12 protein-coding genes are annotated in these 12,952 nt (G+C 52.2%); 7 read left to right on the top strand and 5 right to left on the bottom strand.

Going from position 1 to position 12,952, the window contains the following annotated elements:
- Positions 1 to 184 precede the first annotated feature (184 nt).
- The 5 genes from FP815_03115 to FP815_03095 all read left to right on the top strand — a co-directional run bounded on the left by FP815_03115 (position 185) and on the right by FP815_03095 (position 4,784).
- Positions 185 to 1,015: a hypothetical protein gene (locus FP815_03115; protein MBA3013926.1), complete on the top strand. Its 831-nt coding sequence runs from the start codon at positions 185 to 187 to the stop codon at positions 1,013 to 1,015.
- Positions 991 to 1,590: a methyl-accepting chemotaxis protein gene (locus FP815_03110; GenBank protein MBA3013925.1), complete on the top strand. Its 600-nt coding sequence runs from the start codon at positions 991 to 993 to the stop codon at positions 1,588 to 1,590. The genes FP815_03115 and FP815_03110 overlap by 25 nt, the downstream gene beginning before the upstream one ends.
- Positions 1,587 to 2,012 (top strand): hypothetical protein, encoded by a 426-nt coding sequence (locus tag FP815_03105; protein MBA3013924.1) that lies wholly within the window; start codon positions 1,587 to 1,589, stop codon positions 2,010 to 2,012. Before FP815_03110 ends, FP815_03105 begins: the two co-directional genes overlap by 4 nt.
- 98 nt (positions 2,013 to 2,110) lie before the next feature.
- On the top strand, positions 2,111 to 2,509 hold the full coding sequence (locus FP815_03100; GenBank protein ID MBA3013923.1) for a cytochrome c3 family protein: 399 nt from the start codon (positions 2,111 to 2,113) through the stop codon (positions 2,507 to 2,509).
- 178 nt (positions 2,510 to 2,687) lie between these two features.
- The gene (locus FP815_03095) at positions 2,688 to 4,784 is read left to right on the top strand and encodes a PBP1A family penicillin-binding protein (protein MBA3013922.1); all 2,097 of its coding nucleotides are present in this window, start codon (positions 2,688 to 2,690) and stop codon (positions 4,782 to 4,784) included.
- Between the two features lie 63 nt (positions 4,785 to 4,847).
- Here the strand turns inward: FP815_03095 and FP815_03090 are convergent, their stop codons facing one another.
- Positions 4,848 to 5,540, bottom strand: a complete 693-nt coding sequence (locus FP815_03090) for a CBS domain-containing protein (protein MBA3013921.1) — start codon at positions 5,538 to 5,540, stop codon at positions 4,848 to 4,850.
- Between the two features lie 293 nt (positions 5,541 to 5,833).
- Between FP815_03090 and pabB the strand changes: the two genes are divergently transcribed.
- On the top strand, positions 5,834 to 7,747 hold the full coding sequence (pabB, locus tag FP815_03085) for an aminodeoxychorismate synthase component I (GenBank protein MBA3013920.1): 1,914 nt from the start codon (positions 5,834 to 5,836) through the stop codon (positions 7,745 to 7,747).
- Here pabB and FP815_03080 read toward each other — a convergent pair.
- From FP815_03080 to yedF, 4 genes are all read right to left on the bottom strand, one after another.
- Positions 7,731 to 8,186, bottom strand: a complete 456-nt coding sequence (locus FP815_03080) for a CBS domain-containing protein (protein MBA3013919.1) — start codon at positions 8,184 to 8,186, stop codon at positions 7,731 to 7,733. The two genes, pabB and FP815_03080, sit on opposite strands and share 17 nt — an antisense overlap.
- 59 nt (positions 8,187 to 8,245) lie before the next feature.
- Positions 8,246 to 9,793: an NAD(P)H-hydrate dehydratase gene (locus FP815_03075; GenBank protein ID MBA3013918.1), complete on the bottom strand. Its 1,548-nt coding sequence runs from the start codon at positions 9,791 to 9,793 to the stop codon at positions 8,246 to 8,248.
- Positions 9,794 to 9,872: 79 nt separating this feature from the next.
- The gene (locus FP815_03070; GenBank protein MBA3013917.1) at positions 9,873 to 11,456 is read right to left on the bottom strand and encodes a hypothetical protein; all 1,584 of its coding nucleotides are present in this window, start codon (positions 11,454 to 11,456) and stop codon (positions 9,873 to 9,875) included.
- Positions 11,457 to 11,469: 13 nt separating this feature from the next.
- Positions 11,470 to 12,075 (bottom strand): sulfurtransferase-like selenium metabolism protein YedF, encoded by a 606-nt coding sequence (gene yedF / locus FP815_03065; GenBank protein MBA3013916.1) that lies wholly within the window; start codon positions 12,073 to 12,075, stop codon positions 11,470 to 11,472.
- A 442-nt stretch (positions 12,076 to 12,517) separates the two neighbouring features.
- Between yedF and crcB the strand changes: the two genes are divergently transcribed.
- On the top strand, positions 12,518 to 12,901 hold the full coding sequence (crcB, locus tag FP815_03060) for a fluoride efflux transporter CrcB (protein ID MBA3013915.1): 384 nt from the start codon (positions 12,518 to 12,520) through the stop codon (positions 12,899 to 12,901).
- Positions 12,902 to 12,952 lie beyond the last annotated feature (51 nt).

Here is a 12,952-nt window from a genome sequence, read left to right as displayed (position 1 = left end):
TCAAACCCATGGCGGAGGCATTAAACACCCTTATCGATATCTATACTTCAAAAATAACCCTGGCCGACCAGCACACCAAGACTTTGCAAGACCTGCTTGACCGTCCAGGAGACCCACCTCAGGCGGCCGAAATCATTGAACAGGTCAAAGCAATTAAAGATATTACATCTTCCTTGCGCCTCCAATGAGCAAACACCTTCTGTCTTTTTCCTGCCTCTCTTTGCTGATGGCCTCGATTGTCTACAGCATGGGAAGACCGGCACACGACTTTGATAAGAACGAGTGCGGCATCTGCCACACCACCGAATCAAATAATATCACCACAGAAGTCTACTCAGCATTGACATCAAAATGCATGACCTGCCACACAACTCTCTACGACAATGGCTACATGCACCCAGTGGACATTCTTCCCCTAAAAGTTCGCATTCCACTTGATTTTCCATTGTCCCCATCAGGGACACTCACCTGTGTTACCTGCCATGACATTCACTCCTCTCAAATTACTCCATTTGGGACGAAGTCATCGTTTTTACGACGCAATGAGTCGGGCAAGATCTTTTGCGACATCTGCCACCAGAACTCAGACACCCTGACCTCTGGCGGACACGAGACAGTATTCAGGGAGGCTCACTTCGAGTCCAATTACGTCGCCGAAGATCAAGACCTAGCAATCGACGCCATGTCACGCAATTGCCTATCCTGCCATGATGGTTCACTCGGTTCCGCAGTCCAAGTTAACGCCGGCACCTGGAGCCATTCGGTAAACCTCATAGATCATGACAACGGCGGCATGCATCCTATCGGCATGAGATACAGCGACATCGTCGAATCCAAACCAAAAGCTGCACTCAGGCCCATTGATCAGGTTGACAAACGCATCCGTTTCTTTGATGATGGAAAGATGGGGTGCGGATCCTGTCACGACCCATACTCATCAATTCCCCAAAAACTGGTCATCGAAGACTTCCAGAGCCAACTCTGCTTCGCATGCCACAAAATGGACGGGAGATAATCACCATGCAAACCCAATATAAACGGCGCACGTACTACATTAAAAACAGCGCGCAAAGTAAGTTCATTTTTCGTTTTGTCATGCTCTCCATCCTCGGAGGAACCTTGGCTCTAGGGGCGTTCAACTACCTCGCCTTCAAAAAAATCAATTCCGTCCTCTACTCCATGCGTCTACCTAAAATATCGCCGGGCGGGCTTCTCTGGGATGAAATGATCTATACCAATGCCTTTGTCATCCTTTTCATCCTGATCGCCTTCGCACTGACAGCCAGAGGCCTGTTCAACAAAATCCATGGTCCTCTCAAGAAATTGACCAGTGACATTCTCAGAATAACCGAGGGTGAACTCCAATTTCCAATAACACTCCGACAGAACGATGAATTCCGTGATATTGCCGACGAGTTAAGCGCTATGAAAACCAGTCTCAATCAGCGGATGACAAAAATCCAAGAACTGGCAGACACCATTGTCCGCCTGTCGAAAACGCCACAATCCGATAATACCAGCGAAACTCTCGCCAACTTGAAAGTCGCTGTCTCCGATCTCCGAAAAGCAACAGGGGCCTTTGTCTTATGAGAATTCTCCTCGCTGTTTTCCTCATCATCACTGCTCTCTTTCTTAACCCCAGCTTAGTCCTTGCGGTCCACGACGAACAGGGAGACACCCAGTGCCTTGACTGCCACCAGACCCTTCCCTTCGACCGTGAGAAACTGTCCTACACCGAAGATGTCGGCACGACTTGCAAGAAATGCCACCAGAACTTTCCGTGCAACTCGAAAAACAGCGCAGATTCTTTTTCCCATCCTCTGGAAGTCACACCCTCCATGCCCATCCCCCGGGACATGCCTTTGACTGCAAGCGGCAATATCACCTGCATCACCTGCCACTCCTATCATGCTGAATTCTGGGATGCCGAATACAATAATGAATCACTACTCCGACGCACCAAGGGAATGAAGCTCTGCCACACCTGCCACCAAAATTTCCCCCAACCCTGACTTTTCCCCCTTGACAAAGGAGCAGCTCCGGAATAATAATCGTATCCAGTAGTGTTGTGAATCATCATTCATTTACAATTTAAACAAGGAGAAAAAAGATGCTGAAAAAAACCATGAAGACCGCAGCAATCGCTGCTGTTGGATTCTGTTTCACCATGATGGCTGCCAATACATCATTCGCAGGCAACGCAGGTCCTGAAGAAATCACCATGCAGACTGCTGCCGCCACCAAGCCTTCCAAATTCCCTCACAAGAAACATCAGGATACGATAAAGTGTGAAGAGTGTCACCACACCATGACTGCTGATGGCAAGAAGGGTCCCTACGTTGCCGGTGAAGAAAAAAAATGTGAGTCCTGTCACAATAAGGATTTCGCCAATGTTCAGCTGAACTCTCTTAAGGCCGTTGGCCATGCTGCCTGCAAAGATTGCCACAAAAAGATGGAGAAAGAGGGCAAGAATGCCCCGACCAAGTGTACTGGTTGCCACACTAAGTAATCAGGAAACATCTCTGTCTCCAATAAAAAAAGCTGCTCTTCGGGGCAGCTTTTTTTATTGATCCCTATATCTCCACAGCAGAGCACGCCCTTTCCCACCGCACACATTTGACCCCTTATTGTGTCCGCTGCCCTGCACCACTGCCCCTTACCTTTATTGCACACGACACCTGTCCATAGTGAGAACTTCGGCGCCCATATCTGACATTAAGATCGACACACCTCCCCCAGAGACAACAAGCGCCAAGCGCAGACCCCGTCAACCCTGGGTTTGGGGACAGATCCAGATCAGCATCTTTCTGCTTAGTATCAGCGGCCTGTTGACCGTCGCCATTATCGCCAGTCTGTACCTGCTTGCAGCATTAAACCTGCCAGATATCAGCTCCATGGCCGATTACCAACCTAACGCCACCTCATTAATTTTCGACAAGGATAATGAAACCATCGGCTGGGCCTTTACCGAAAACCGCAGGCTGGCAAACATTGAGGAGATGCCAAAACTGCTTACCAAGGCCTTTATTGCTGCCGAGGACGCCCGATTTTTCCAGCATCAAGGGGTCGACACCTTGTCAATCGTCAGGGCCTTGATCCACAACATACGCAGTGGTGGTAAACAAGGAGCAAGCACAATCACCCAACAAGTCGCCCGCTCACTCCTCCTTTCTCCGGAAAAAACCTACACCAGAAAAATTAAAGAGGCCATCCTGGCCTACCGAATCGATAAGTTCCTGTCAAAAAACGAGATCCTGCATATCTACCTGAACCAGATCTACCTTGGAGAAGGGACCTATGGTGTTGGCGCCGCCGCGCAAACATATTTCGGCAAAACGCTGAAAAACCTGACCTTGGCAGAAATATCCATCCTGGCCGGGCTCCCTCAGGCACCGAGCCGATACTCCCCCTTCAAACACTTCGAGCGGGCCAAAGCGAGACAGGCGTATGTCTTAAATCGCATGGCCGAAGACGGCTATATCACACCGACTGCAGCCCGCAATGCCTATCGAGACCCCTTGCTGTGGGCCACACAAGCGGGCCCGCCTGACGCTGCCGGGTACTTTGTCCAACAAGTAAAAAACTACATCGCCACCACCTATGGTCGTGATGTGCTGAATCAAGGAGGGCTCACGATTCGGACAACCATTGACCTCAACCTGCAGAGAAACGCTGTCAGCGCTATCCAGCAAGGAGTTGCCCAGTGGAAGATCAGACAACCAACCGGCGGCCCCCCTCCCCAATCCGCCCTGATCTGTATTGAAATCGGCAGCGGTAGAGTGCTGGCCTTAGTCGGCGGGACGGACTTCAAATCAAGCCAGTTCAATCGGGCAACCCAGGCCCGACGTCAGCCAGGATCCTCGTTCAAACCCATCATCTATGCAGCGGCCTTGGAAAAAGGATACACCCCCAACAGCATTATTGATGACTCCCCCGTCGAGTTTAAAACCGGGCCCACCATCTGGCGCCCCAAAAATTATAATGGCAAATTCAATGGTCCAACTTCCCTCCGCAATGCTCTGATCCACTCCAACAACATTGTCACAATTAAACTGCTGCAAGCGGTTGGCACCAAACCAGCTATCAAATTTGCTCAGGACCTGGGCATCAACTCGCCACTCTCTCCTAATCTTTCACTAGCGTTGGGCTCTTCGGTTGTTTCCCTCGCAGAACTTACCGCGGCATACGGAGTGTTTGCCAACAACGGTCAATACCAAGCGCCACAATTCATCGATTCGATTATTGATCGCAATGGCAAAGTCCTTGAAAAAGCCGCAAACACACCTCGGCAGGCAATAGATGAACGCGTAGCCTACCAGATTACCTATCTCCTCAAAGGAGTTATTGCAGAAGGAACAGGAAGGAAGGCCCAGGGTATCCCCTTTTCGGCCGGCAAGACCGGCACCACCGATGACAACATCGACGCATGGTTTGTCGGCTATACCCCGCGCCTCGCCACCGGAGTGTGGATGGGGTACGACAAGCTGCAATCTCTGGGAAAAAAAGAGACGGGAGGACAAGCCACTGCACCTACATGGCTCGCCTTCATGAACGGGGCGACCGACTACCAGGCCACGAATGACTTCAGAGTACCTGAGGGGATAACCTTCGTCCCGATTGGCAACGAACACAGGGATACAAATCTGGAACAAGAGGATAACGCGGCAACAACAGACTCATCCCAAGGCAACCTCTCCTCAGGACAACAGGGAAACAACGAAAATAACTTGGGGGAGTACCCAGAGGACTCGGAAGCAGCGTACGAAGGCAACGAACAGCTATAACGCAAACAAGATCAGGCAGTAGCTTGCGCATAGCGCCACTGCCTGATCTAAAAAATAATCCTTTTAAGCTCCGCTCGCAAGTTTCCTGGGCAGATCAGCAAGTTCATCCTTGGCCTGGAACACCAGCACAAAATTCTTTGAAAGAACCTCTGTCAATTTTTCAATATCCCCTTTATTCGGTAAAGTTACCCGAATGGCGACCTCCTTTTTGCCTTCGCCGGCATCATCATAAGAAGTCAACATACTGATAATTCGGGCATCATTTTCACGCAGAACCTTAACCACCTCGGTGACGGCGCCAGGCGCATCCGGCAGATTGAACACATATTGAATCGCACCATCCTTAATTCCGGTAGCATGAATAAACCCCAAGAGAACATCGGTTTCACTCAGGATACCAGTAAGATGACCAGAATCATTAAGCACAGGAATTCCTGAAATCTTATTTTCCAACATGATCAGAGCCGCCTTCTCCAAAGAGTCGGTCATCTTCATGGTAATCGGATTCTTGGTCATCACATCCTTAACCTTCATCTCTGACAACAGATAATACAGCTCATGAATATCAAGAGATGTCGTCTTAGATGGCGAGGCCTCCTTGACATCACGGTCAGTAATGATCCCCAACAATTTACCATGGGACACCACCGGCAGCTTACGGATATTGTTCTCCTTCATAATCCTGGTCGCACGCATCAACGAAGTATTTTCATCAACAGTCAAGACATCTTTTGCCATCCAGTCCCTAATCAACATCGCTCGTCCTCAATAGTATTGGTAATTTCCTCATAGCGAAACAAAACCACAGGCGGCGAAAACATAATTCCTACCAGTCACACCCGCGCAAGTTCGCTGCCGCCTCTCCGGCAACCTTCACTCATTCCACCTTGCTACAAATTGATTCTAGTGTAAATTATTGGCTTCACTCTGGCAAGCCAGTAAGTGACACCGTCTAGAAAAATATTGCAATTGAATCCTCCAAACGGTACAAAAGATCCGAATCCTAAGGTTTGCACATTCATGCTCATCCCCTCCACGGCTAATACCCCTTGAACCCACCTCTTTCAGATCCGGTCATCAGCGCCATCCTCAACTTTCTGAGCGCTGAAAAAGACTTCGTATTCCTTGAGACCAGCAGAACAACTGCCGAGGAGAAAACCTCTCTCCTGTTCAACGCGCCTGTTGCTCGCCTGACATTCCAGGCAGGACAAGCGCCTGACCATTTTTTCACTCGTGCCCAGGAATATCTCGACCAAGGCTATTTCCTGGCTGGCTGGTTTGGCTACGAGTTCGGTTATGCCTTAGAAGCCTCCCTCCACCCTCTCCTTGCTGAACTTGGGGATATCTCTCTGGCCGAATTAGGGGTCTATCGCACACCAATCATCTTCGACCACTCACTCCCAGGCCACGAGTGGGAGCGCCTACTGCCATTCAAGCTCAACGGAAAACACACGCCCCCACCCTACCAGATAAGCAACCTCACCCCCTCGATCACCAGAGATGAGTATCTCGCAGCGCTTGATCGAATCAAGGAGTATATCGCGGCAGGTGACACCTACCAGGTTAACTACACCCTCAAACTCCTGTTCGACTTCACCGGTAGCCCTGAGTCCCTGTATCTTGCCCTCCGCCGCAACCAACCGGTGAGCTACAGCGCCTATCTCCATCTCGGAAACGAACGGATACTCTCATTCTCGCCAGAACTTTTTTTCCGCAAATCAGAGCGCCGCTGCCAGGTCAAGCCGATGAAGGGCACCATGGCCCGAGGACGAACCGTCGACGAAGACCTACGCCTCGCCACAGACCTGCGCAACGACCCCAAAAACCGCAGCGAAAACGTCATGATTGTAGACCTGCTCCGTAATGACCTGGGCCGCCTCAGCGCCATGGGTGGCGTTGAGGTAACGTCCCTGTTCCAAGTGGAAACCTATTCCACCGTCCACCAACTGACTTCTTCCATAGAAGGACAGATTGACGCCCGTGTCGGTCTGGAGCAACTCTTCAGAGCCCTCTTTCCCTGCGGCTCAGTCACCGGCGCGCCAAAGATCAGGACCATGGAGATCATCAATGAACTGGAACCAAAAAAGCGAGGAGTATACACCGGGGCCATTGGCTACTTTTCACCACACGGCGAAGCCGTATTCAACGTCCCCATCCGCACAGTTCTGCTACGACAAGGAGGCAGAGGAGAAATGGGAATCGGCTCCGGCGTTGTTCATGACTCCGCCCCGATGGCTGAATGGCAAGAGTGCCTGCTTAAGGGACAGTTTCTGACTCATCCAAGATCCGATTTTCAACTCATTGAAACTCTACTCTGGCAAAAGACCTCAGGATTCTGGCTTCTTGATCTTCACTTAAACCGCTTGGCGCAATCCGCTCGATACTTCAACTACCCTGTAGATCTTGAGGCACTCAAAGAGAAACTCAACCAGGAATCAGGCGCTTGGAAGAATGGCCCCGCAAGGGTTCGTCTCCTCCTGTATCGGGACGGCACGGTATCCATTGAACAGAATCAATGCCCCGCCCCTGCTGCCATCAATATCCCGTTGTCAACACTTGGCGAGCCCCCCCTACCTCGTGTAATCCTCAGCTCAAAATCCTCAGATTCAAGCTCCCCCTTTCTCTACCACAAGACGACCCGCCGCGACCTGTATACCCGAGAGCGACAGAAGGCTCTGGACTGCGGCGCTATAGACGTCATCTTCACCAACGAAAGAGGAGAGGTTACAGAGGGTAGCATCAGCAATATCCTGATCCGCCAAGGGGAACAATTCTTCACACCACCTATTGACTCAGGCCTGCTCCCCGGCGTCTGCCGCGAATTTCTCTTGGCACGCCATCCGGGATTGATCATGGAAAAAATCCTGTTTCCCCAAGATCTGCACAACGCCCAAGCCCTTTACCTCATCAATTCAGTACGCGGGGTAGTCCAAGTCCAACTCGAACCTACAGCCCCTGACTAATGGCGCGGATAAGATCGGCCTTGCCGATTACCCCAACCAGAGTGCCGCGAAACAACACCGGCAAGGTATGGATCTTCTTCTCCGACATAATGGTAGCAATATCGCTGAGCGGAGTATCTTCATCCACCGTCACGGGATTGCGAGCGCAAATGTCCCCGACAGTACTACCCGCTATCTTCTTGATTTCCTGATCCATCTTGCCAGGGCTCTCCAGAAATAGCACCGAGTCAAGAATAGAGATCACAGTCGGGATATGAACATTTTTCGTCTGATCGATAAGATCGCTTTCCGTCACCACCCCCACCAAATCCCCAGAGGTATCCACCACTGGCGCCCCCCCTATCTTCTTGCTCAAAAACAGCGTGGCCAGTTCTTTGACTGGCATATCCTGAGCCACGGTGATCACCTGACGGGTCATAATATCCTGTGCTGTCAACATATACTCTTCTCCTCTCTAGTCGAGATCGATTCTCTCAGGGTATCCCAAGGACGTCTGCCTCACCCGCCCTCGAATATTTCTTGAAAAACGGCAGGTAATTCCGCCGCCACCTCCGAGGCCAAAAAGCCCCCATAACTCCTCGTCCGAACCAACCGGTCAGCAGCCATCCCATGGACTAATACCCCAAGACAAGCAGCATCCCAGGCAGTTAACCCTTGTGACAGCAAGGAGCCAATCACACCAGCCAGCACATCCCCCATCCCGCCTGCCGCCATCCCCGGATTACCACTCGAATTAATCGCGACCCGGCCATCAGGACCAGCGATGACCGTCGCAGCGCCTTTAAGCACCACCACAGCCCCCTTGCTCTGGGCGTAGTCAGCCGCTACCTGAATTCTGTCCCCTTGAATCTCCATAACGCTAAGGCCGGTCAATCTGGCCATTTCTCCAGGGTGCGGGGTCAATACCCGTTCTGGCGCACCGGAACGGACAGGGAGCGCCATTCCCAGGGCAGTCAAGGCATCAGCATCCACCACCATGGGCAGACTCACCTCCCGATAGAGACGGCAGATCAAATCCACCGTCTCAGGCGCGGACCCGAGACCAGGCCCAAGAACCAGCGCATCCTTGTCCTTCAAGGCCAAAGCGATTGCCGCCGAGTCCAATACCCCCAGGAAATAATCTGAGGCAAGGGGGATGGTCATGGCCTCCATCAGACTCACCTCAAACACCGGATTAAGCAACCGAGGGATCGCGAGGCTGGCCAGACCCACCCCACTACGCAGAGCGCCTAGGACAGCAAGCATGGCAGCGCCGGTTTTCCCCTGCGACCCCGCAAGAAGAAGCAGATGCCCAAAAGTTCCCTTGTGACTGGTAGGCTGACGAACTGACAAAAGTCCGATAGCATACCCTGGAACAAGAAATTCGGTTACCAGGCCAAACTCATCAATGATCGCGTCCGGAATGCCAATGTCGGCAACCTCCAGACGCCCGACATACCCAATCCCAGGATGAATAACCTGACCAGGCTTAGCAAGACCAAAAGTCACGGTGAGTCCTGCACGCACACAGCTCCCCAACGGACAGCCAGTATCGCTATTCAACCCTGACGGGATATCTACGCTGATAACAGATCGATTGGCCTGATTGATCAGATCAATAGCTCGGGCGAAATGTCCTGAAACAGTCCGGGCAAGCCCGGTCCCGAAAATTGCATCCACCAGAAAATCGGCGCAGGCAAACTCCGTCTCGCAAACTGATACCGACTCAGACGACAGAACTTTGACAACCGGCACCGAGAGCTTCTGAACAATCCGCCAATTGATAGCCGCATCACCCTGCCATACCTCGGGATCCACCAAACTAACAATCATGACCCGACATCCAGCCTGATAGAGATATCGGGCAACAACCAAGCCGTCACCACCGTTATTCCCCGGCCCCACAACGACAACAGCCCGTTTGCCAGACACCGGCCCCTGCCAGCGGCAGATGAACTCCACCACCGACCGACCGGCATTTTCCATCAATACCACACCAGGAATGCCGTACTCCTGAATAGCTCGATGATCAATTGCCCGCATGTCCGCCGCTTTCGCCAGTTTCATAGCCCCCACTCCACTCGATTTCACCAGCATTGGGTGTTGGGTTACGCTTCGCTAACCCAACCTACAATAAATTGTTCGATCAATGCACCATCTTGATATTACGTTCATAGTCAAAACTCTCGTCATGGGGCGGAGCATGACAGGAGAGACAGACTGAAGCCTCCGGTTTGCGGATCATGGAATTACCCATAGGGTCTTGGGTATGTTTGCGGCCTGCCCCGTGACAGGTTTCACACCCCACGCCACGCCTGACCTCCGCGATTGAGAGCGCCTCACTGGCCCGGTCCATCCCTACTCCGGTAACGTGACACGGCAGACAATTGACATTAAATTGCTGATCCTTATTCACCAATGTAACATACGCGCTAGCATGAGGGGTTTTTTGCCAGGCGGCAGCCTGCTCGGCATGGCACGAGGTGCAACGGGCAGACCCCAGATAGTTTGAATCAACTTCCACCTGAGTCTTCGCCAGTTCGCGCCCCAATTGATTCAGGGCACGATCCAGACGATCACTGACTTCCACCACATCACGTTGGTCCGGCAGACTCGAGTCCAAAGTAAAAAACCGGTTTCGATAAGTAGACGGATTCCCCTCTGGACTTTCTGCCGCTGGGTCACACAAGATAAGCTCTTGAATCTCATCGCGCAATTCCCGCTCACGCGACACGAGCACGCGGTATGCCTTGAGTCGATCAGGCTGATCACTGAGAGTACTCTCCGGATCTTGAGTTCCGGTCTGGTATTTACTCAGCTGCCAGATCACACCATCCAAGACACTCTTCTTCTGAGCCAAGACCTCAGCCGGCGGACACCCCCACCGCTTGCTCGACTGCCAGGTAATGTTCATGACACCAATATCCTTACCTTGGGGTCTGGTGCTGGCAATCACCGTATTGTGTACCGGCGAAGCCGATATCGCCCCGCCATCGCCAGATGCGGACTGGATCAGGATATGAATTGAATCATATGCCTCGGCGATACGCCGGTTCTCTGCAGCCGGGAGATTAGAGAGGAGAATAACCAGGTCCGTGGTCTTGCTTGCCTCTGTGAGCAGGGGAGGCAACACCTTCTCCCAGGAAAGAAGCTCTGCATTATCGGCAGGCGCCAAAGTCGCGGGTCCGGTCAGACCAATGAGAGTAGCTTTGACCTCTCCAATTTGGCGACGGACAGTGGCAGCAAATATCGGCCCCCCCGTGCTTTTATCCACCAAATTGGCGCTCAACCAGGTGAATTTCCCCTGTGGCGCCACCTTCCGTAACAACCCAACGCCAGCAATCAAGTCCCGACTGCCGACACACACCGCATCATATCCGACAAGGGAGTATGCTTCGACAATAGCCTCAGCCATCATTGACTCCTGCATCTCCAGGCCTGCGGGAATAGCCAGATGCTTAAACAGCAGATCCCCGGCATCCACGACCAGACGAGGCTGACCGCTCTCGACAGCGATACGCTGAAACTGAAAACTTCGCCTGCCAAGCCCGCCCAGCTGATTGGCTTCGCACCCGCAAGGCTCGGTCTCGCCATGATTATCGCTGGTATAAAAGAGCACGAGATCCTGCCCGGAAACTGCAGCCCCGGAAGAAAGCGCGGGCCAGCAGAGCACGGCACACGTGACAATAAGAAAATAGTGACAGATAACAGCAACAAAAGGTTTTTTCATGGAATCAGATAGATCAAACGTTGATAATACTGTCGGCGAGCTGCAGGCCGGTGACAATATCAAGCATGTTCGTCGTCTCGCCTACCTGCTTTTTGTCCAACAGCTTAAAGTGATCAAGACAGGTACCGCAAACCAAGATACGAACCCCATCCCCGGCCAACCCCTGCAGGATCGGCAATGCGGGGGAACCCTCCACTGCCAGGGTCACCCCGCCGTTGACCAAAACCAGGCGCCACAATTCAGGCCCCATCTCCTTCAAGGTCTTCAGAAAATTAATGAGCAGGCCCGCGCCAAGACCATCGTCTCCGTGTCCCATCCTATCGGTTGCCACCATGACCAGAATCTTACGCTGGGCCGAAAGTGACACCCCTGGCTCAGGGCGACCAACAGGAGCAACCGCATCCCCATCCCTGGTGCCAACGACCCGAAAATCCTTGCCAACCCGTTCACAGACAATTTGAAAATTGCCGTATTCAAGAAAACGGATGACATTCTCAGCCGCCGCCATATTATCGACGATAACCGCAAGAGAAGTAGGGGCGTATTGTTCCAGAATACCCTTAACCTGCATCACCGGCTCGGGACAAGCATGACCCCGACAATCCACTTCATGTATCATTGAGAGTTCTCCCAATTGTTTAGCGTTGCGCAGCCACCATGTACGCTCATTCTAGTCTCCCCCATTCATTCTAATTTCACAACACTATATAATCAGCATCGTGGGGGATATCAATGCAAAGATATCCAGAACTCCCTCTGACAAAAGGGGTGGAACAGAAACAACAAGGCCCATAATCATTCCCGACAGAACTCACTTCGAATGTCGACTTGACACCCTTGCAAGCTCTGTGCTAATCAATAACGAATTGCGGTCGGATAGCGATTGAAGCTAAGCCGTTGCCAGGAATACCCTGCTCATTCTCGTTACCCGAGCCGGCACAAGAATCCGCAGAGAACAATCAGCAATGCACAAGTTATCTTGTATCGGCTCTTGAAATCTCTGCGCTACCGGGTCTGCCCCCCTCCAGCCGTTACCGATACGTCACACCAAGGATTTCGCCATGACTTCATCAATTCTAGCCATCAGCCTCGGCGCCTCAGCAGGCGCTGTGTCGCGCTGGCTCCTGGGCGTCTTCTTCAACACTCTCTTCCCTATGATCCCACCCGGCACCCTCACAGCCAACCTTATCGGGTGCTACCTTGTTGGGATTGCCGTGGTCTTCTTCGCCAGCCACCCTATCCTCGCCCCTGAGTGGCGGTTGTTGGTAATCACCGGTTTTCTCGGTGGCCTGACTACTTTTTCTACCTTCTCAGCCGAAGTCATCTCCCTCATCCAACAAGGCAGGCTTCTCTGGGCTGGCGGCTCCGTGGCTTTGCATGTGACAGGCTCTCTGGCCATGACCATGCTCGGCATGACCACCGGCGCCGCCATCCAACGGATATAGAGAGAAGGATATTCCAAAGAAATCTCGTAACTACACAGGGTAACGGTAATC

The sequence above is a fragment of the Desulfobulbaceae bacterium genome (genome assembly GCA_013792005.1).
GTDB lineage: Bacteria > Desulfobacterota > Desulfobulbia > Desulfobulbales > VMSU01 > VMSU01.
The sequence above is the reverse complement of the archived record's forward strand: the minus strand, read 5'-3'. Positions and strand labels throughout refer to the sequence as shown.